General features: G+C 63.6%; 19 protein-coding genes and 3 tRNA genes. 11 read left to right on the top strand and 11 right to left on the bottom strand.

Features of this window, described 5'->3' with window-relative positions; translation table 11 throughout:
- Positions 1–43 precede the first annotated feature (43 nt).
- A complete protein-coding gene (locus tag C404_RS43375; RefSeq protein ID WP_049286093.1) occupies positions 44–892 on the bottom strand; it encodes an AraC family transcriptional regulator in 849 nt (282 codons plus the stop codon).
- Between the two features lie 156 nt (positions 893–1,048).
- On the opposite strand from C404_RS43375, the gene C404_RS43370 reads away from it, so the two are divergent.
- The gene (locus C404_RS43370; protein WP_021195059.1) at positions 1,049–1,489 is read left to right on the top strand and encodes a hypothetical protein; all 441 of its coding nucleotides are present in this window, start codon (positions 1,049–1,051) and stop codon (positions 1,487–1,489) included.
- Positions 1,482–2,639 (top strand): FAD-dependent oxidoreductase, encoded by a 1,158-nt coding sequence (locus C404_RS43365; protein WP_021195058.1) that lies wholly within the window; start codon positions 1,482–1,484, stop codon positions 2,637–2,639. The genes C404_RS43370 and C404_RS43365 overlap by 8 nt, the downstream gene beginning before the upstream one ends.
- 18 nt (positions 2,640–2,657) lie before the next feature.
- Here C404_RS43365 and C404_RS43360 read toward each other — a convergent pair.
- From C404_RS43360 to C404_RS43335, 6 genes are all read right to left on the bottom strand, one after another.
- Positions 2,658–2,747, bottom strand: a tRNA-Ser gene (locus C404_RS43360).
- Positions 2,748–2,821: 74 nt separating this feature from the next.
- Positions 2,822–4,090, bottom strand: a complete 1,269-nt coding sequence (gene hemW / locus C404_RS43355; RefSeq protein WP_021195057.1) for a radical SAM family heme chaperone HemW — start codon at positions 4,088–4,090, stop codon at positions 2,822–2,824.
- A gap of 7 nt (positions 4,091–4,097) precedes the next feature.
- Positions 4,098–4,703, bottom strand: a complete 606-nt coding sequence (gene rdgB / locus C404_RS43350) for an RdgB/HAM1 family non-canonical purine NTP pyrophosphatase (RefSeq protein ID WP_031329405.1) — start codon at positions 4,701–4,703, stop codon at positions 4,098–4,100.
- A gap of 11 nt (positions 4,704–4,714) precedes the next feature.
- A complete protein-coding gene (gene rph / locus C404_RS43345) occupies positions 4,715–5,437 on the bottom strand; it encodes a ribonuclease PH (RefSeq protein ID WP_021195055.1) in 723 nt (240 codons plus the stop codon).
- Positions 5,438–5,538: 101 nt separating this feature from the next.
- Positions 5,539–6,453 (bottom strand): PP2C family protein-serine/threonine phosphatase, encoded by a 915-nt coding sequence (locus C404_RS43340; protein WP_021195054.1) that lies wholly within the window; start codon positions 6,451–6,453, stop codon positions 5,539–5,541.
- Between the two features lie 105 nt (positions 6,454–6,558).
- Positions 6,559–7,584: a serine/threonine protein kinase gene (locus C404_RS43335; protein WP_031329404.1), complete on the bottom strand. Its 1,026-nt coding sequence runs from the start codon at positions 7,582–7,584 to the stop codon at positions 6,559–6,561.
- Positions 7,585–7,741: 157 nt separating this feature from the next.
- On the opposite strand from C404_RS43335, the gene C404_RS43330 reads away from it, so the two are divergent.
- The 4 genes from C404_RS43330 (at position 7,742) to C404_RS43310 (ending at position 12,385) form a co-directional block, all read left to right on the top strand.
- Positions 7,742–8,677 carry a YicC/YloC family endoribonuclease gene (locus C404_RS43330; RefSeq protein ID WP_031329403.1) on the top strand — a complete coding sequence of 312 codons (936 nt, stop codon included), beginning with the start codon at positions 7,742–7,744 and terminating at the stop codon, positions 8,675–8,677.
- Positions 8,678–8,702: 25 nt separating this feature from the next.
- On the top strand, positions 8,703–9,368 hold the full coding sequence (gmk, locus tag C404_RS43325) for a guanylate kinase (protein WP_031329402.1): 666 nt from the start codon (positions 8,703–8,705) through the stop codon (positions 9,366–9,368).
- A gap of 137 nt (positions 9,369–9,505) precedes the next feature.
- Positions 9,506–9,709, top strand: coding sequence for a DNA-directed RNA polymerase subunit omega (gene rpoZ / locus C404_RS43320; protein WP_004630929.1), 204 nt, complete (start codon positions 9,506–9,508; stop codon positions 9,707–9,709).
- A gap of 96 nt (positions 9,710–9,805) precedes the next feature.
- A complete protein-coding gene (locus C404_RS43310) occupies positions 9,806–12,385 on the top strand; it encodes a RelA/SpoT family protein (RefSeq protein ID WP_374754745.1) in 2,580 nt (859 codons plus the stop codon).
- Between the two features lie 147 nt (positions 12,386–12,532).
- Here C404_RS43310 and C404_RS43305 read toward each other — a convergent pair.
- Positions 12,533–12,609 (bottom strand) — tRNA-Arg (locus tag C404_RS43305).
- A 226-nt stretch (positions 12,610–12,835) separates the two neighbouring features.
- Positions 12,836–12,912, bottom strand: a tRNA-Arg gene (locus C404_RS43300).
- 114 nt (positions 12,913–13,026) lie between these two features.
- On the opposite strand from C404_RS43300, the gene greB reads away from it, so the two are divergent.
- A complete protein-coding gene (gene greB / locus C404_RS43295; protein ID WP_021195048.1) occupies positions 13,027–13,590 on the top strand; it encodes a transcription elongation factor GreB in 564 nt (187 codons plus the stop codon).
- A gap of 22 nt (positions 13,591–13,612) precedes the next feature.
- Here the strand turns inward: greB and C404_RS43290 are convergent, their stop codons facing one another.
- Positions 13,613–14,446 carry a DMT family transporter gene (locus tag C404_RS43290; RefSeq protein ID WP_021195047.1) on the bottom strand — a complete coding sequence of 278 codons (834 nt, stop codon included), beginning with the start codon at positions 14,444–14,446 and terminating at the stop codon, positions 13,613–13,615.
- A gap of 142 nt (positions 14,447–14,588) precedes the next feature.
- Between C404_RS43290 and gcvA the strand changes: the two genes are divergently transcribed.
- The 3 genes from gcvA (at position 14,589) to C404_RS43275 (ending at position 16,456) form a co-directional block, all read left to right on the top strand.
- Complete coding sequence (gcvA, locus tag C404_RS43285) at positions 14,589–15,524, top strand: transcriptional regulator GcvA (protein WP_021195046.1); 936 nt, start codon at positions 14,589–14,591, stop codon at positions 15,522–15,524.
- A gap of 73 nt (positions 15,525–15,597) precedes the next feature.
- A complete protein-coding gene (locus C404_RS43280) occupies positions 15,598–16,041 on the top strand; it encodes a YXWGXW repeat-containing protein (protein ID WP_021195045.1) in 444 nt (147 codons plus the stop codon).
- A gap of 106 nt (positions 16,042–16,147) precedes the next feature.
- Complete coding sequence (locus C404_RS43275; protein WP_021195044.1) at positions 16,148–16,456, top strand: hypothetical protein; 309 nt, start codon at positions 16,148–16,150, stop codon at positions 16,454–16,456.
- A gap of 14 nt (positions 16,457–16,470) precedes the next feature.
- Here C404_RS43275 and C404_RS43270 read toward each other — a convergent pair whose 3' ends face one another.
- A complete protein-coding gene (locus C404_RS43270; protein ID WP_031329400.1) occupies positions 16,471–17,505 on the bottom strand; it encodes an extracellular catalytic domain type 1 short-chain-length polyhydroxyalkanoate depolymerase in 1,035 nt (344 codons plus the stop codon).
- 266 nt (positions 17,506–17,771) lie between these two features.
- Between C404_RS43270 and lysM the strand changes: the two genes are divergently transcribed.
- Complete coding sequence (lysM, locus tag C404_RS43265) at positions 17,772–18,257, top strand: peptidoglycan-binding protein LysM (protein ID WP_021195042.1); 486 nt, start codon at positions 17,772–17,774, stop codon at positions 18,255–18,257.
- The last annotated feature ends 175 nt before the right edge of the window (positions 18,258–18,432 follow it).

The following is an 18,432-nucleotide window of genomic DNA, read 5'->3' as shown; positions in this document are numbered from 1 at the left end:
ACGCGACTATATCAGCTTTGCCTGCGGATTCAGGCGGGATCGGTCACGCATCGTCAGCGGATGCGGCCGCAGACGAATCGCGTCGTCCAAAGTAGCGCGCGGGGGATTGCCCAAAGTACTGACGGAACATGGCGATGAAGTTGCTGGGCGAGGCGTAGCCCAGTGCGTCGGCCACGTTGGCTACCGGCTCACCGGCGGCCAGGCGTTCGAGCGCGTGGACCAGCCGGGCCTGGCGGCGCCATTGCGCGAAGCCGATGCCGGTTTCCGCCAGAAACAGCCGGTTGACCGTGCGCGGCGACACGCCGGCCCATTCGGCCCAGGCTTCCAGCGTGCGTGTATCACCCGGCGCATCGACCAGACTTTGCGCGATGCGCGCCAGGCGCCGATCCGTGGGCAGCGGCAGGTGCAGCGGCTCGCGCGGTGCGTGGCGCAGCTCGTCGAGCAGCACCGCGGCAATACGCCGGCTTTCCGGCGAGAGGAATTCGTCGACAGGCCAGGTGACGGCACGGCGCACGAGCGCACGCATGACGTCGCTGATGCCAACCACGCATGGCCGGTCAGGCAGATCGGCGCAGCACGCGGGCGCAACCAGCACGAACCAGCCACTCATCACGCCGCTGATGGTGGCGCTGTGCATCTCGCCGGGGGGAATCCAGCCGGCGCGATGTGGCGGCAGGATCCACGAGCCATGCCGTGTGCGCACGTGCATCAGGCCGCTGTCCACGCAGAAGATCTGGCCGCGCAGATGGCTGTGCCAGTCAACTTCACGCGTGCCGAACTGGAGCCGGTCGTTGCTCTCGGCAGTGCCTACCACGGCGACGATCTCGGGGCCGTCTGTGCGTTCGCTGTACGCCTTGAGGGTGACCAGCTCGGCCGTGGGGCGGGCTGGCATGGCATCGCAGGTGCGAGGTTGCGCGCGCATGTGCGGTTGGCGGGTTTCCAATAGTTTCTGTCCAAACCACGTTATCACGTCTTTGCTGCGGTGCGCGATAGTGACCCCACGGCCCACAGGGGCCGCTCATGGTCCGCAATCCGAGCAGGGGGAAACATGGCAGAAGCATTGGACAGATTCCGCATCTACGACATTTCGGCCTGGCCGATTGTGATGTTGCGCAGTGGCGCCCAGGCGCCGGGGTATGCGCCGCAGTGGGCGCGCGAGATGGCGGCGCTGTTGGCGCGCAACCAGCCGTTTGTGGTCATCCACGGCGTTCAGCAGGTGGACGAGGCGCATGAAGATCGCCGGCTGCGCGCGGTCTGGTTGAAGGAGAACAAGGCGGCGTTGGCCGCGCAGTGCCGGGCGCTGGTGCATGTCGAGCCTGATCCTGTGCAGCGGCTGGCAGTGCGTGCGCAGGCAGCGATTGCCGTGCAGGCGTTCAAGGTGCCGATGGTGGTTGTCGCCAGTTTTGATGTGGCACTGGACGCCGCCCGGCGTGCGCTGGGCAATGAGTCCGATCAATCGACGCCATTTACGGAGTGGGCCGATGTCTGAACCATTGCATGTGACCATCATCGGCGCGGGACTGGGGGGATTGTGTCTCGCGCAAGGGCTGCGCCGTCGCGGTATCGCCTTCGATGTATTCGAGCGCGATGCCGCCATGGGTAGCCGTCCGCAGGGCTATCGCATCCGTATCGATGCTGCCGGGCAACGGGCGCTGCAGGACTGTCTGCCACCGTCGCGCTACACGCTGTTCCGCAAGACCTGCGCGGTGCCGGCGCGCCGCGTGAACCTGTTCGACCCGCATCTGCGTCCGGTGGATGGCCGTTGGGTCGATTCGTGGCGCGACGACGATGCCGATGAGCCCGCAGACCTGAACGCCCACCGCCAGACGCTGCGCGAGGTGTTGTTCGACGGCATCGGCAAGTGGGTGCACTTTGGGCGCGGGCACGTCCGTCACCGGTCGTGCGAAGACGGGCGCATCGAAGTGACATTCGACGACGGCTCCACGCTTGTGACTGACGTGCTGGTCGGCGCCGATGGCGTGCACTCCGGCGTGCGAGCGCAGCGGCTGCCGGGGGCCGAACCCGCATTGACGGGTGCCTCCGTCATCTACGGCAAGACGTATCTGACGCCTGCCGCGCTAGCGCGTATCGACGATCAGCTGCCGGGAAATACGACGATCGTCTTTGGCGATGGGCTGGCCGTCATCATCGATGCGATGCGTTTTGCAATGTCGCCCGCGCAACTCCAGTCTGGGCTGAGCGAGGTGGAGCCGTATCTGTACTGGGCCGTGATCGCACAGAATCACCGGCTGGGTGCGAGTGGCAACGCCGATGCGAGCGTCGCAGGGCTCTCCCTCGGCTGGGCGCGCGGACTGCGTGCGCTGTTTGCCTATGGGGACGCGGCCTCGACCGTCACGCTGCCGGTGCGTGCCACGCAATCATTAGTGCCTTGGGCAAGCAGCCGCGTGACCCTGCTCGGCGATGCGATCCACGCGATGAGCCCCGCGGGTGGCCTGGGCGCCAACACGGCGCTGACAGACGCGGCCAATCTGGTGGCATGGCTGGGCGAGGTACGGCAGGGGCGTGTGGGACTCGATGCGGCGATTGCCGGCTACGAGGCGGTGCTGCGGGAGACGACTGCCCGTGCGATCGACGCGTCGCGAAAAGGCACGGATGTGCTGCTCGGGGCGTTGGCTTAACGGGGAGGAGAAAGGGACTGGCGGAAGCGGTGAGATTCGAACTCACGGATGGGTCACCCCATCGGCAGTTTTCAAGACTGCTGCCTTAAACCACTCGGCCACGCTTCCTTGTACTTCGCTGCGCATTGCACGCAAGGCCGCCATTGTAGCGGCACATCGCGCAATGCGACAGCCGGCAACCGTCAGTTTTCGTCGTCGGCCAAGAACAATTCCTGCAGATCGTTCAGGAATCGCTGTCCCAGCTCGGTTGGGCGGATCGCCACGTGGTCGCGCGAGAGCAGGCCGCGTTGTTCGGCGGCATCGAGTTCGCGCTCGATCGTACGAAGCGGCAGGCCAGTGCGCTCCTGGAACAGCGTGACCGGGAAACCGTCCGTCAGGCGCAGCGCGTTGAGCATGAACTCGAATGGCAGATCCGCCGCATCGACTTCGCGCTGCTCCTGCACGACGGCCGCGCCGGCTGCTGTTTCGGCCTGACGCAGATACGTGTCCGGATGCTTGTGCCGCATCTCGCGGATGACCCGGTGCGGAAAGCTCAGCTTGCCATGCGCGCCCGGCCCGATGCCAAGGTAATCGCCGAACTGCCAGTAGTTCAGGTTGTGCTTGCAGCGTTTGCCTGCCTTCGCATACGCCGAGACCTCGTAATGCTCGTAGCCAGCCGCAGCCAGCCGCGCATGAATCCAGTCCTGCATTGCAAACGCTGAGTCGTCATCCGGCAACGCGGGCGGGTACTTGGCGAAGTAGGTGTTCGGCTCCAGCGTCAGGTGGTACAGCGACACGTGGTTGGTATCGAACGACAGCGCGGCTTCCACATCGGCCTCGCACTCGGCGAGCGTCTGGCCGGGCAGGGCGAACATCAGGTCGAGGTTGATGTTGTCGAAGTGCGTGCGGGCGATGTCGATGGCCGCACGCGCTTCGGCGGCGCTGTGAATGCGACCGAGCGCCTGCAAGTGCGCGTCGTTGAAGCTCTGGATGCCGATCGACAGGCGGTTCACCCCGCTGGCGCGATAGCTGCGGAAGCGCTCGGCTTCAAACGTGCCGGGGTTCGCTTCCATCGTGATCTCGGCATCGGCATCGACGGGCAGCAGCATGCGGATGTCCGACAGCAGCCGGTCCAGCCCCTGCGCAGACAGCAGGCTGGGCGTGCCGCCACCGATGAAAATGGTGTGCACATGCCGGCCCCACACCATTGGCAGCGCAGCTTCCAGATCCTGCCGCACGGCCGCGAGAAAACGTTCTTCCGGAATGCCCTGGTCGGGTTCCGCATGCGAGTTGAAATCGCAGTACGGGCACTTGCGCACGCACCACGGCACGTGCACATACAAAGACAGCGGCGGTGAAGCGGGCAGGCGGATTTTGCCCGGCTGCAGGAAGACGGAGGTGACTTTATCGCCGGTTTCAGCGGCGGTCGCGGAGGGCGTCTTGGCTGCGCCGGCGGGGTGAATCGGAATCATCGAAACTTCAGGCGTTTTCAAACAGGCGCAGGTGCTCGACCAGTTGTGCGAGAGCCTGTGCGCGATGGCTCACGTTGTTCTTCTCGGCCTTCGTCAATTCAGCGGCGGTCTTGCCGAGATCGGGCAGCAGGAAGTAGGGGTCGTAGCCGAAGCCGCCATCGCCGCGCGGCGCGTCGATCACCTCGCCGAACCAATTGCCTTCAGCGATGATGGGTTGCGGGTCATCAGCATGGCGGACGTAGACCAGTACGCAAACATAGTGTGCGCCGCGGTCGGCCTTGCCGGCCAGTTCTCGCACGAGGCGGGCGTTGTTGGCGGCGTCCGATTTCTCTTCGCCGGCCAGTTGCGCATAGCGCGCGGAGTACACGCCCGGCGCGCCGTCCAGCGCGTGCACGCAGATGCCGGAATCGTCCGCCAGTGCGGGCAGGCCCGAAGCACGGCTCGCGTGGCGCGCCTTGGTGAGCGCGTTTTCGACAAAGGTCGCGTAGGGCTCTTCCGCCTCGGGAATGCCGAGCGCGCCCTGCGGCGTCACGTCGAAGCCGAGCGGGGCGAGCAGCGCGTTGAACTCCGTCAGCTTGCCGGCGTTATTGGAGGCGAGAACGATCTTGCGCATGGCGACCTTGCTCACAGGCCCAGCGCCTGCTTCTGCAGGCCGATCAGCGTGCGGATGCCCTGGTCGGCCAGGCCCAGCAGCGCGTCCATCTCGGCGCGCGTGAAGGGCGTGCCTTCAGCCGTGCCTTGCACTTCCACAAAGCCGCCGCTGCCCGTCATGACGACGTTCATGTCGGTGTCGCAGGCGGAGTCTTCCGGATAGTCCAGATCGAGCACCGGCACGCCATCGACCACACCCACCGACACCGCAGCGACAAAGTCGCGGATCGGCTGTGCGCTCTCGGGCAACTGACCCTTCGCGCGCATGGCGGAGATCGCGTCATGCGCTGCCACAAACGCGCCGGTAATGCTGGCGGTGCGCGTGCCGCCGTCGGCCTGGAGCACGTCGCAGTCGAGGTGGATGGTGTATTCGCCCAGCGCAGCCAGATCGAACACCGAACGCATTGCCCGGCCGATCAGGCGTTGGATTTCCTGCGTGCGGCCGGTTTGCTTGCCGCGCGCGGCTTCGCGGTCGGAGCGCGTGTGCGTCGAGCGCGGCAGCATGCCGTATTCGGCCGTCACCCAGCCTTCGCCGCTGCCTTTCTTGTGCGGCGGCACCTTGGGCAGCACGCTGGCCGTGCAGAGCACTTGGGTATCGCCAAAGCACACCAGCACCGAGCCTTCAGCATGGCGCGTGAAGTGGCGGGTGAGGGTGACGGGGCGGAGTTGATCGGACTGACGGCCGCTGGGACGCATGTGGGGTCTCGCTTGAGAAAACGGATAGCCCGACATGATACCGGCCCGCGCTGCCGGTGTAATGCGGGCAGGGCGGGCCGGTGTGGACAGCGAGGAGACGCTCAGCGCGTCAGATTGCTGGTCTTGTCGATCGCGGCGCGGATCTCGGCGATGGAGCGCTCGATTTCCTCTTCCGACATCAGCCCCGACTCACCGCCCGGCGCGTCGAGGATGGAGGTGGTGAAGGCGTTCAGCGGCAGGGTGTCGGTCTGCACCGAGTCCTGCGTGGTGGTCACCGCGTCCAGCTCCCACATCATGGCGATGGCGGTGGTGTTGTCGGCGGTGTCGCCGGCATTGCGCAATGCGCGGGCAATCAGTTCCGGAATCGCCTGTGTCACCGAGAAGCTCGTGCAGGTGTCGACCAGTTCGTCTTCCTGCACGCTGCCCCACAGGCCGTCGGAGCACAGCATGGCGACGTCGCCCGGCTCCAGGTTGGCCGGGCCGCCGATGTCGATCAGCGGCAGGTTGGGCGAGCCCAGGCAGTTGTAGATCTTGTTGCGCTCGGGGTGGTGCGCGACCTGCATTGGCAGCACGCGGTCCTGCTGCAGGAGGTTCTCGATCTTGGAGTGATCGCGTGTGCGCGTCACCAGCTCGCCCTTGCGCATCAGGTACATGCGCGAATCGCCCGCATGCGCCCAATGCAGCGAGCCGCGCTGCGCCAGCGCGCAGACGATGGTGGTGCGTGGCGCATCCGGCAGACCATTCGTCTCCGCATAGCGGTGGATGTCGCGGTGCGCGAGCATGATGCTCTCGTGCAGGAAGTCGTGCGGATTGCGGATCGACGGGCGGGCGTGGCGCTGGAATTGGCGCGCCATGGTTTGCAGTGCCTGCTGGGCCGCGACCTCGCCCAGCGAGTGTCCGCCCAGACCATCGCACAGCACCATCAGCATGGCATCGCGCGTGAAGCAGTACCCCATGCGGTCCTGGTTGACGCGTCGCGCGCCTTTTTTGCTTTCTTGATAGACCGAGAATCGCATTGCGGCTATTGAGGTTTCGGTGAAGGGAGGCGGTACGGCGGCTGGTCCCGTCCAGCGCTGCACCGTGTTGGAATCATACTCCGCCAACAGAAGACAACTCGGCGGTCAATTGTCCCGACGGCGCAACAGGCGGCTCATGAAACGTGTGGTCAGCGCCTCTTTCTCTTCCGGCATCGGGCCGCCCCGTGTGATGGCGGTCAGGGCCTGCAGTTCGGTCAATGCGTTGCTTTCTTCGCGCAGCACCTTCTGCAGGCGGAACACGCTCTGCGGGCGCTCTTCCGGCTTCATCTTCAGGCACCAGCCGACCAGGTCGATCAGGCTGGTCGTGTAGACCTTGCGCAAGCGCTCCAGGCCTTCTTCCAGCTTGTCGTCCTTCTCACGCTGCGTGGCTTCCTGCGGCGGCGTGCCGGCCATGCAGGCGTAGATGGTCGCGCCGATGCTGTAGATGTCTGTCCACGGGCCCAGCTCGTTGTGCTTGCGGTACAGCTCCGGTGCGGCAAAACCCGGCGTGTACATCGGCTGGAAGCGTGAGGCCTCGGCGGTGAGCGTCTGCCGTGCGGCACCAAAGTCGAGCAGGATCGGCGAATGGTCTTCGCGCAGGTAGATGTTGCCCGGCTTGATGTCGAGGTGCAGCAGCTTGTGGATATGGACTTCGCGCAGGCCGCTCATCAGGTCATGGAAGACCTGGCGGATGAAGCGCTCGCGCAGCATCTTGAGCTTGCCCTGCTGGCGCGCGTTGAGGATGTGCTCCTGCAGCGTTTTGCCCTGCTCATACGTCATCACCATGTAGACGGTGCCGTTTTCCCGGAAGAAATTGAGCACGCGCACGATGGCGGGGTGAGAAATGCGGGCGAGCGAGCGGCCTTCTTCAAAGAAGTACTTGAGCCCGAGGCGGAATGCGCTCGCGCTTTCTTCCGGCACGACAGGAATCAATTCGCCGGGCGCGCGACGGGCCAGCGAAGACGGCAGATATTCCTTCACGGCCACCGGCGTCCCATGCTCATCGGTGGCGAGATAGACGAAGCTGAACCCCCCGCTGGCCAACTTCTTTACAATACGATAATTGGACAGCAGGGTGCCGACCGGCAACGGTGCACTGCGTGGCTGTCCTGAGCCTTTTGACTCTGTCATGGGTTTGTGTGGCGAAATGGCTGTCGGATTCTCTCTGACCCGTCCACACGTTGTAAAGCGACAAAAGGTGGGGGATTCCCCGCCAATTCTCAGCGTGCCAAGGTCTGCATTGCGGCACGCCGGGCATCCAGCACCTCTAAGAAGACACCTCGATTTCATGATCCACAGCATGACCGGCTACGGCGTAGCTACACGCCAGGCAGCCTTTACCGACGCCCATGGCGCACCGAGCGGCAACGTCGCCACGGTGTCGGTCGAGTTCCGCACCGTCAACTCGCGCTTTCTCGATTTGTTCTTCCGCGCGCCGGAAGAGTGCCGCGCTTTCGAGCCGGCGCTGCGCGAGATGCTCATGAGCGCACTGTCGCGCGGCAAGCTCGAATGCCGGATCAACCTGCAACGCCAGGAAGCCGCCAGCGATGTGGCGGCGCTCAATGTCGGCGTGCTGCAACAGTTGGCCAAGCTTGAGCAGGCAGTAACGCGCTATCTGCCCGCGTCGGGTTCGCTGCGCATGGGCGAGATTCTGCGCTGGCCCGGCGTGCTGGCCGAGCCTGAACTGACCCAGGATGCGCTGCGCGATGCCGTGGTCGACGCCGCCAAAGAGGCGCTCAAGCAACTTCTGGAATCCCGCCGCCGTGAGGGCGATGCACTCAAGGCGATGCTGCTGGACCGCGTTGACGCCATGCTCAAGATTGTTGAAGAGCTGTCGCCGATGGTGCCGAACCTGATCCAGCAACACCAGGACAAGCTGACCGAGCGCCTGCGCGAGGCTTTTGGCCTGGCTGCGCCGGAAGGCACGCCGGCGCTCACGCGCGATGAACTGTCCGAACGCATCCGCCAGGAAGCCACCGTCTACGGCATCCGCATCGACATTGCGGAAGAGCTTTCGCGCTTGCAGGCGCACCTGCGCGAAACGCGCCATCTTCTGGAGAAGGGCGGCCAACTCGGCAAGCGCCTGGATTTCATGATGCAGGAGCTCAACCGCGAGGCGAACACGCTGGGCTCCAAGGCTGCTGCCAAGGAACTGGCCGATGCATCGATGGAGCTCAAGCTGCTGATCGAGCAGATGCGCGAGCAAGTCCAGAATCTCGAATAACACCCCAGAACAACAGAACTAGAACATGCCATCCTCTCAAGCGCACTCTGCCGTCGATACGCCCATTGAGAACCATTTCCCGGGCAGCCTGTTCATGGTCGTGGCACCCTCCGGCGCCGGCAAATCGACGCTGGTGAATGCGCTGCTGGCGCAGGACCCGTCGATCCGCCTGTCGGTCTCGGCCACCACGCGCCAGCCGCGTCCCGGCGAGCAGCACGGCCGTGAGTACAACTTCATGACCGTCGAGGAGTTCAAGGCCTGCCGTGATCGCGGCGAGTTTCTCGAATGGGCCGAGGTGCATGGCAACTACTACGCGACCTCGCGCGTGTGGATTGAAGAGCAGATGCGCGCCGGTACCGATGTGCTGCTCGAGATTGACTGGCAGGGCGCGCAACAGGTGCATAAGCGCTTTGCCAATGCAGTCGAGATCTTCATCCTGCCGCCGTCGCTCACGGCACTGGAAGATCGCCTGAAGAAGCGCGGTCAGGACGAGCCGAACGTGATCGTGCGCCGCCTGCTGGCTGCGGGTTCCGAGATGGCACATGCGCCCGAGGCCGACTTCATCATCATCAACGAAGTGTTCGAAGCCGCGCTCACTGAATTGCGCACAGTGGTGCAGGCCACGCGCCTGCGCTTTGGTGCGCAGAAGGCGCGCCACGGCGAGCTTTTCGTCGAGTTGGGCATTCACTGAACGACATGAAGCGCCGGCATTTTCCGGCGCTTTTGTAAAAGTGTGGTAGAGCCTGCGCCGAGGTGCAATCCGGGCCGAGTGCCGCGCTGCTGCTAAAATACCGAGATCAACAAGATTTGCCACCAGGTGGAGTTTTCATGGCGCGTATTACCGTCGAAGATTGCTTGAAACAGATTCCGAATCGCTTCGAACTGGCGCTGGCCGCAACATACCGCGCCCGTCAGTTGGTACAGGGCCACACGCCCAAGGTCGATGCCAAGGACAAACCGACCGTGACCGCGCTGCGCGAGATCGCATCCGGCCAAGTCGGTATCGAGATGCTCAAGAAGGTTCCGTCCTGAGCTGACGCATTACCCGGCGTGGTTCGCTGCCTTGGTCACTGATCGTTCTTGCGATCTTTCGTGGATGTGAAAGCCGCGAACGCACAAGACCCCGGCATGCCTACCTCGCCCGCTTCTTCTTCGCCCAGGAACCAACGCTCCGCCACGCACGAGCACAACGTGTCGCCGGCGGAGTCGTCCGGCAACACGTCGGACGCGGCGAGTGGTTCTACACCGCAGCCTGGGTCTTCCACTGCTTCCTTCGTTTCCATGCCGACTTCCGCTTCCGGCCCCGCGTCACCTCGCACGGGGGCGCCGAACCTGCCTGACCCGCGTGGTGCGGACCTGGTAGGCGAGCGGTCTGCGCTATTGCCGAAAGCGCCAAAATCGACCAAGGCGCAAGCTGCGGAAGGTGCCGAGCAAGAGGCCAGGTCTGATGCGACAGGCGACAAGCTCTTCATCGATGCGGTGCTGGAGCAGACCTATCGGCATCTGTTCGGCCCGACCTCGCAGCCGGCCACGCCTCCGCGTCAGCAGGTGGTCTCCATCTCGGGGCTGACCGAGAAGCTGTCGTCGTACCTGAAGCCGGCCGATATCAAGCTGGTGAAGGAGGCGTTTCACTTCTCCGACGAAGCGCACCTCGGCCAGTATCGTCAGAGCGGTGAGCCGTACATCACGCACCCGGTGGCCGTGGCAGAGATCTGCGCGGGCTGGAAGCTGGACGTGCAATCGATCATGGCGGCGCTGCTGCACGACGTGATCGAAGATCAGGGTGTCACCAAGAGCGAGCTGGCCGAGAAATTCGGCCCCAAGGTCGCGGAGCTGGTCGACGGCCTGACCAAGCTGGACAAGCTGGAATTCCAAAGCCGCGAGCAGGCGCAGGCGGAGAGCTTCCGCAAGATGCTGCTCGCGATGGCGCGCGATGTGCGCGTGATTCTCGTCAAGCTGGCCGACCGCACGCACAACATGCGTACGCTCGACCATGTGCCGCCCGAAAAGCGTCGCCGCATCGCGGGCGAGACGATGGAGATTTACGCGCCGATCGCGCACCGACTCGGTCTGAATACGACGTATCGCGAACTGCAGGAACTGAGCTTCCGCATCGGTTCGCCATTCCGTTATGCGACGCTCGAGAAGGCCGTGAAGGCGGCCCGCGGCAACCGTCGCGAGGTGGTGACGCGCATTCTTGAGACAGCGCAGCGCGCGCTGGCCGATGCGGGTATCCAGGCAGAACTCACAGGGCGCGAGAAGACGCTCTACAGCATCTACCGCAAGATGCACGACAAGCAGTTGTCGTTCTCGCAGGTGCTGGATGTGTATGGCTTCCGCGTGGTGGTCGACACGCAGATGCAGTGCTACATGACCGTGGGTGCGCTGCACAGCCTGTACAAGCCGATGCCCGGCAAGTTCAAGGACTACATCGCGATCCCGAAGATCAACGGTTATCAGTCGCTGCACACGACACTGGTGGGGCCGTTCGGCACGCCGGTGGAGTTCCAGATCCGCACGCGCGAGATGAACCAGATTGCAGAAGCCGGCGTGGCTGCGCACTGGATGTACAAGCAGCATCACGACGAGCCCGATCGCGCGCAGCAGCAAGCGCACCAATGGTTGCAGTCGCTGCTCGACATCCAGAGCCAGACGGGCGATTCGCAGGAGTTCCTGGAGCACGTCAAGATCGACCTGTTCCCGGACGCTGTCTACGTGTTCACACCCAAGGGCGAGATCCGCGCGCTGCCACGCGGTGCCACGGCGCTGGACTTCGCCTACGCGGTGCACAGTGACCTGGGTAACCAGTGCGTGGCGGTCAAGATCAACAACGCGCTGTTGCCGCTGCGCACGGAGCTCAAGAACGGCGACATCGTTGAGGTCGTGACGGCGCCGTACTCGAAGCCGAATCCGGCGTGGCTCACGTTCGTGCGTACCGGCAAGGCGCGCGCGGCGATCCGCCATTTCCTCAAGACGGCCAAGCTCGATGAGGCCATTCAGCTTGGCGAGCGGTTGCTGGACCAGGCACTGCGCCAGATCGGCATCGACATGAAGGCGGTGCCTGCTCCAGTGTGGGAGCGCATCGTGCAGTGGACTGGCAACAAGGCCCGTGAAGATATCTTTGCCGATCTCGCGCTTGGCCGCCGTGTACCGGCCGTGATCGCGCGTCGCATCGAGATCGTGCTGCAAGAAGGCGGGCACGAGGGTGACGAAGCCCTGATGGCCGCGGTACACACGTTCGCCAACGAAGAAGCGCCTGCCGTTACCGTCAGCGGTGATGAGGGCATGGCGATGGCGTTTTCGTCGTGTTGCCGGCCGATCCCGGGTGACTCCATCGTGGGCTATATCGGCAAGGGTGAAGGGCTGCAGATTCACGCGCAGGAATGTCGCGTGGCCAAGCGCCTGCACAGCAAGGATCCGGAACACTGGATCGATGTCATGTGGGCTGAGCACACCACGCGCGCGTTCGACGTGTCGATCAAGGTGCTCGTGCGCAATACAAAGGGCATCCTTGCGCGTGTGGCGGCGGACCTAACCTCGGCCGATGCCAACGTGGCGCACGTGTCGATGGAGCAAGAGGGCGATCAGGAGGCGACGTATATGACGTTCCTGATCCAGGTGCACGACCGTGTGCATCTGGCCGACGTGATGCGGGCGTTGCGGCGCAACCCCGATGTGATCCGCATTGCGCGGGATCGCGGTGATTAGCCAGGGCGAGGCGCAGATGCAAAAGAAAGGCGAGGCCGATTGGCTTCGCCTTTTTGTTTGTGGTCTGCGCGCGTGTCACCCTGATGGCGGGCGCGAGCAAAAGAAAAGGGCTTCCATTTCTGGAAGCCCTTCTCGTCTTTATCAGGTTGGTGCGGCTGGCAGGATTCGAACCCACGACCCCTTGGTTCGTAGCCAAGTACTCTATCCAACTGAGCTACAGCCGCAACCGAAGGGCGCGATTATACATGTGATCTGCGGAGTGTCTAGTGGCGAATCACGCGTTGCGACGCGCGCGATGCCCGAAAGAAGGTGAGGTCTGTCGATTCCGCTTCTTGATCCTCGGTTTTCTTGTCGACGCCTTGCGCTTGTGGCGCGTGCGCAGCTTACCGGTGAGCGCTGACAAGCAAAAAGGGCTTCCACTTTTGGAAGCCCTTTTTGTCTTTATTAGGTTGGTGCGGCTGGCAGGATTCGAACCCACGACCCCTTGGTTCGTAGCCAAGTACTCTATCCAACTGAGCTACAGCCGCAACCGAGAAATGAGATTATACAGAGTTTTTCGACCTTGTGAACCCCCTTCTTCACTTTTTCTTCTGGAGGGCCGACTTTCTATAATAGGGTTCTGAACCCACGTTGCTTCTATCATGAACAAGGCTTTCGTCCGGGAAGACGCCGGCGATGACGAAGACGATCTGCCCGAGGGCGCCGCACCGCTGCCACCGGGCTCGAAGAACTACATCACGCCCGCTGGCTATGAGCGCCTGTGCTCGGAGTTGATGCACCTCATCGACACGGAGCGACCCGAAGTGGTCGGCATCGTGTCGTGGGCGGCATCGAATGGTGATCGCTCCGAGAACGGCGATTACCTCTATGGCAAGAAGCGCCTGCGCGAAATCGATCGTCGCATCCGTTTCCTCACGCGCCGCATCGAGAAAGCGGAAGTGGTCGACGCCAGTCTGCAGGGCGACAACGACCAGATTTTCTTTGGCGCGACGGTCACCTATGCCAACCAAGCAGGCAATGAGACCACCATCACCATCGTCGGCATGGACGAGGTCGATCTCGATAAGGGCTACGTGAGTTGGATTTCGCCGATTGCGCGTGCGCTCATCAAGGCGCGCGAGGGCGACACGGTGCCGCTGCGCACGCCCGCGGGCGTCGAACAGATCGACATCTTGGAGGTCAAGTACCCGCCGCGCGCTGCTTGAATAAGCCGCATGAGCGCCGTGCTCACGCCGGGTGTCCGAGGCAGTAGGCGCCGAAGGCAATGACCGAGCAGGCCGACAGGCGCCGCGCCGTGAGCGATTCCTTCAGGAAGACGCGGCCAAGCAGTGCGGCAAACACCACCGACGTTTCCCGCAGGGCCGATACCGGCCCCATTGGCGCGAGCGTCACGGCCCAGATGACGATGCCATACGCGACGAGTGAGACTACGCCGCCACCGAACGTCTTGAGCGTGTCGGTGTCGCGCAGATCGATGTTCAGTGGGCCTTTCCATACGCGATAGAGCAGCACCATCGGCAGGCCATCGAGCATGAACAGCCATGCGGAGTACGCATTCGCGTTGCCGGCCACGCGGGCGCCAATGCCATCGCACACCGTGTAGCACGCGATGAACACGCCAGTGATGAGTGCGGCGAGCGTGGAGCCGAGGTCCGCCTTGCGACCGCGCGCCAGGCTCAGGATGCCGGCGCTGACCAGCACCACGCCCGCAAGCGCAATCGCGCCGGGCATCTCACCTGCAAACAGTGCGGCGCCTATCGTCACCAGCAGCGGTGACGAGCCGCGCGCGATCGGGTACACCTGCCCGAATTCTCCAAACCGGTAGGCCCGCGCGAGAAACACGTTGTAGCCGACGTGCAGCACGGCGGACAGCGCCACGTATGGCCACGCAGCCAGGGCCGGCAACGGAAGCGCGATTGCCATCGGCACCGCGGCCAAGCCGGAAGCCAGCGTCATCAGCGTGATTGCACGCAGGCGGTCGGAGCCGCTTTTCAGCAGCGCATTCCACGAGGCGTGGAGCAGGGCGGCGCACAGAACCAGGGCGATGACGGCGGGAGTCACGATGAGCGGGGATTGGAGGTCGAGTCGATTTTTCTCACTCGACGGCGCATCGGCTTGAGTGGGAAAGCGACAGCGTATCGCCGCAGATTGTGATCAACAATCGATATATACTGACTCAATCTGTGCAAAAAACTCACGCGACATGCGCAAACTGCCTCCGTTGAATGCTGTGCGTGCTTTTGAGTCGGCGGCGCGCCACCTGAGCTTCACGCGTGCAGGCGAGGAATTGAACGTCACCCATGGCGCCATCAGTCGGCAGATTCAGGTGCTGGAAGCGTGGCTGGGCGTGCCGCTGTTTCGACGCTTGAACCGGCGTGTGGAGCTGACCGATGCGGGGCAGCGCTATCTTTCGGAGATTGGTGTGGCGCTTGATCGCATCAGCGTGGCCAGCCAGTCGGTGCGCGATCGCGATGCGGCGCGCATCCTGCGTGTGAACAGCATCCCGACGTTCACGATGCGCTGGCTGATTCCGCGTCTGTCGACTTTTCAGATGCGGTTTCCGCGCGTGGAGGTGCGGCTCACCACGTCCATCGAAGAGATCGAAGACCTGCCGGACAACTATGACGTGATCATTCGCGGCGGGCCGGAGATCCACGCGGGGTTTCGGTCGGGGCGCTTCCTGGATGAGAGCCGCTTTCCCGTATGCAGCCCGGCACTGCTCAAGCGCGCGCCGCTGGATGCGCCGTCGGATTTGCGGCGACACACGCTGCTGCATTCAGACACACTGCCCTCGATCTGGCCGAGCTGGCTCGTACTGGCGGGCGTGCCCAATCTGCGGCCTGCACACGCGCTCACGTTCGAGCATTTCTACTTGTCGATCCAGGCGGCTATCGATGGGCTTGGGGTGGCGATGGGGCCGTCGGCGCTCATCACTGAAGACCTGGAGGAGGGGCGGTTGGTCGCGCCATTTCCGGCGTTGGCGCTTGCCGCACGCAGTTACTACTGGTATTGCCCGGCACGCAACCTCGGTGACGAGGTAGTGCAGGCATTCTGCGCATGGCTTGAAGAAGCGCGAGGGCCGCGTCACGCAAACGTGAACACGGTTTCCGCATCCGGTAACGAAGGTAACGCCGCGTAACACCCTAGGGATGGTGACGTTGGCCGATGCTAGGATCGATTCAAGCTTGATTGCAGAAGAAGGAGATCCCCCGATGGAAAAGAACGCATGGATTCTCGCCACGTGCCTGGCTGCGGCTGGTGTGGCGGCGTCGATTGCCGTGCCTGCGCAGGCGCAGGTGTCCATTGGTGTGAAGATTGGCCCGACGTATGCACCGCCGCCGCCGCGTTATGAAGCGGTTCCCGTGATGCCGCCGGGTTACGTATGGACGCCGGGCTACTGGCAATGGCGTGATGGCCGCTATATGTGGCGGCCGGGCTATCGCGTGCATGGGCGTGAGGGCTACCACTGGCGTGAGCCGCGTTGGGAGCAAGGCCCGCGTGGCTGGCAAATGCACGAGGGTGGCTGGGATCGCGGTGGTGATGGCCGTTGGCGTGATCGCGACCGCGACCGAGGCCGCGACTGGGGCCACGACCGCCGCGATCGTGATGATCGCTATCACTGCCCTCCAGGTCACGCCAAGAGGGGCGAATGCTGATGCAATGAAGACAGGCCGGTCATGTACCGGCTTGTGCTTTTTCGGGGCGCGTTTGCAATGTCGACACGATGTGTCTGTCATGCCGGCGTACTCGAGGGGAGGCAACATGACCGTGGAATCGAACTGGCGCACCGAGGTGTACAAGGATTTCGACGTCTACGTGCTGGCCATTCCGCGCGCCGCACGCAAGTCGGTCAAGGGCGGGGCGGCAACGCCAAGGCTGTGGGATTTCGTTGTGCGCATCTGCGAGTCGGGTGCAGACCCGACAGCCATCGAAACGCTGGTTGCGCATTCGCATGACGAGCGTCCGTTGCCGACGCGTGAATCGGCAGAGGATGCTGGCCTCGCGCGCGGTTATGGCCTGATCGACGCGTTGTTGGGGCACGGCAGCGTTCAGCAGTCGATCGACCTCTGACGCTGGCGCATTTCCTAGGCTGCCAGCGCGGCCTCGCGCACGTGGCGTCGCGCGAATTGCCACCACAGCCAGGTCGCATCCGGACCGGGTGCGTGGAAGGCATAACGGGGGTCGCCACCGCTCCAGGCGTGACCGGTTGCCGTGAGCTGGCATAGGCTGACGACGCATTCACCGTCACGCATGTCGTTACGCAGGACGAACCCGTCTCCGCGTGAGGTTTCGCGGGACACGCCGGTGGCATCGGTCAGGTGATTCAGTGCGCGAAACTGCGATGCCAGTTGCGCCTGGTTGGCCGGGTTGACGGCGTCGTCGCGCAAGCCGTGTAGAAGCATCGTCGGCATGCCGGGGTAGGCTGCTACATCCACCATGGTCGATAGCGCTTCGAGTGGATCCACGCGAGCGCCGCGCCGCATCAGGTTTAACGCCGAGGCAGGCGTACGTGCGATGCCCAGCGCCGGGCCGGAGTGCAGCGCCAGTGCGGCAAACAAACTCGGGTGACGCAGTGCCATCAGGCCAGCCAATCCCGCGCCCGCCGACAACCCCGCCAGATACACCCGTGAAGGATCGGCGCCGGTCTGCTCCAGCGTTTGTTCGACCAGCCGGCAGATGCCATCGGCCTCGAGCGCACCGACGTGCTCGGGGTCGTACCAGTGCCAGCAGCATTGCGGATGCGCGCGCCGCGGTTGCTCCGGATACAGCACGATGAAGCCTTCACGATCCGCCAGCGCATTCATGCGCGTGCCGTGCGCCAGCACCTCGGCCGATTGCTTGCAGCCGTGCAGCATCACCATCAGCGCGGGTGGCTTGCTGCCACGTAGTGGTGGCGTGTAAAGCCAATACTCGGGCCGGCGTGCCACGACGGCCGGCGACTCCGGTTCGTAGATGAATTGCTCCCGCGCGAAAGTGCCCTGGGTGGGCGTAGGGTGGATGTGGCGCCCGGTTTCTCGGCGTGTGCCGGGTTTGGCGGGGCGGACCGGCTTGGGCGGCCACGTCTGGCGGCCAAAGCCTGGCGTGGTGAGCGCGTCGACCACCCGGGAAATGGATTTCATCCAGATGCGGTTCATTGGCGGCAGCAAATAGCCCGGATGAGGACGATGGTGCTTGCCCCACCGGCGTATCGCAAGTGTTTCAGCATGAGACCATTGTGCCAGTGATCTTGTTGCGCTGCAGCATGCCGGCAATCGCAAAGTTTGCATTTGCCGGCGCATGTCATGGAGACACCGCACGTGAGCGGCTACACTGCGGCGAAGGGCGCACCCCGGCTGTCTGCGCCTGCTGATTTCCCGTTCCCCGTTGTGTACTTATGGAGGTCGTTATGGGTTTTTTTGACTTTATCAAAGAGGCTGGCGAGAAGCTGTTCCACGGCAGCGCCGCAGCCGCGCCGGCTGACGCATCTGCCGATGCCGACGCCGCCAAGGCCGCTGACGATGCCAAGGGTCAGGCGATTCAGGACTACATCGCCCAGCAAGGCCTGAGCGCCACGGCGTTGTCCGTGCAGGTGGAGGGCGATGCCGCCAAGGTGTTCGGCGTGGCGGCGGATCAGGCCACGCGCGAGAAGATCATCCTGTGCTGTGGCAATGTCGAAGGGATCAAATCGGTGGATGACCAGATGTCGGTGAATACCGAGTCGGAAGAATCGGATTGGCACACCGTGGAGCGTGGCGACACGTTGTCGGCCATCGCCAAGGAGGCCTACGGGGATGCCAACAAGTACCCGGTGATTTTTGAGGCCAACAAGCCGATGCTCTCGGACCCGAACAAGATCTACCCGGGGCAGAAGCTGCGGATCCCCAAGATCTGAACGCTTGTAAAAAGCCCAAAACACGAAACCCAGTCGATGAAGACTGGGTTTTTTCATCCCTAGGCCAGCTTCCCCGCCCGGGAGGAAGGTTGTTTCTGGAGAACCATCCTCCGAAGTGGGGATGTGCCTCTCGGGATGCTTTTCTTACTATCCCCGAGCGTCTTCACACTGTGAG

Origin of the sequence: Ralstonia sp. AU12-08, from assembly GCF_000442475.1 — a bacterium.
In the GTDB taxonomy this organism is placed as follows: domain Bacteria; phylum Pseudomonadota; class Gammaproteobacteria; order Burkholderiales; family Burkholderiaceae; genus Ralstonia; species Ralstonia insidiosa.
The sequence above is the reverse complement of the archived record's forward strand: the minus strand, read 5'-3'. Positions and strand labels throughout refer to the sequence as shown.

What these genes read in the sequence shown, in the direction of transcription:
- C404_RS43375 (WP_049286093.1), bottom strand. Translation starts at nt 892, where the DNA reads ATGCCAGCCCGCCCCACGGCCGAGCTGGTCACCCTCAAGGCGTACAGC.
- C404_RS43270 (WP_031329400.1), bottom strand. Translation starts at nt 17,505, where the DNA reads ATGAAATCCATTTCCCGGGTGGTCGACGCGCTCACCACGCCAGGCTTT.
- hemW (WP_021195057.1), bottom strand. Translation starts at nt 4,090, where the DNA reads ATGATTCCGATTCACCCCGCCGGCGCAGCCAAGACGCCCTCCGCGACC.
- C404_RS43340 (WP_021195054.1), bottom strand. Translation starts at nt 6,453, where the DNA reads ATGCGATTCTCGGTCTATCAAGAAAGCAAAAAAGGCGCGCGACGCGTC.
- C404_RS43275 (WP_021195044.1), top strand. Translation starts at nt 16,148, where the DNA reads ATGACCGTGGAATCGAACTGGCGCACCGAGGTGTACAAGGATTTCGAC.
- rph (WP_021195055.1), bottom strand. Translation starts at nt 5,437, where the DNA reads ATGCGTCCCAGCGGCCGTCAGTCCGATCAACTCCGCCCCGTCACCCTC.
- rpoZ (WP_004630929.1), top strand. Translation starts at nt 9,506, where the DNA reads ATGGCGCGTATTACCGTCGAAGATTGCTTGAAACAGATTCCGAATCGC.
- C404_RS43365 (WP_021195058.1), top strand. Translation starts at nt 1,482, where the DNA reads ATGTCTGAACCATTGCATGTGACCATCATCGGCGCGGGACTGGGGGGA.
- C404_RS43310 (WP_374754745.1), top strand. Translation starts at nt 9,806, where the DNA reads ATGCCTACCTCGCCCGCTTCTTCTTCGCCCAGGAACCAACGCTCCGCC.
- gmk (WP_031329402.1), top strand. Translation starts at nt 8,703, where the DNA reads ATGCCATCCTCTCAAGCGCACTCTGCCGTCGATACGCCCATTGAGAAC.
- C404_RS43335 (WP_031329404.1), bottom strand. Translation starts at nt 7,584, where the DNA reads ATGACAGAGTCAAAAGGCTCAGGACAGCCACGCAGTGCACCGTTGCCG.
- C404_RS43330 (WP_031329403.1), top strand. Translation starts at nt 7,742, where the DNA reads ATGATCCACAGCATGACCGGCTACGGCGTAGCTACACGCCAGGCAGCC.
- C404_RS43280 (WP_021195045.1), top strand. Translation starts at nt 15,598, where the DNA reads ATGGAAAAGAACGCATGGATTCTCGCCACGTGCCTGGCTGCGGCTGGT.
- greB (WP_021195048.1), top strand. Translation starts at nt 13,027, where the DNA reads ATGAACAAGGCTTTCGTCCGGGAAGACGCCGGCGATGACGAAGACGAT.
- gcvA (WP_021195046.1), top strand. Translation starts at nt 14,589, where the DNA reads ATGCGCAAACTGCCTCCGTTGAATGCTGTGCGTGCTTTTGAGTCGGCG.
- C404_RS43370 (WP_021195059.1), top strand. Translation starts at nt 1,049, where the DNA reads ATGGCAGAAGCATTGGACAGATTCCGCATCTACGACATTTCGGCCTGG.
- rdgB (WP_031329405.1), bottom strand. Translation starts at nt 4,703, where the DNA reads ATGCGCAAGATCGTTCTCGCCTCCAATAACGCCGGCAAGCTGACGGAG.
- lysM (WP_021195042.1), top strand. Translation starts at nt 17,772, where the DNA reads ATGGGTTTTTTTGACTTTATCAAAGAGGCTGGCGAGAAGCTGTTCCAC.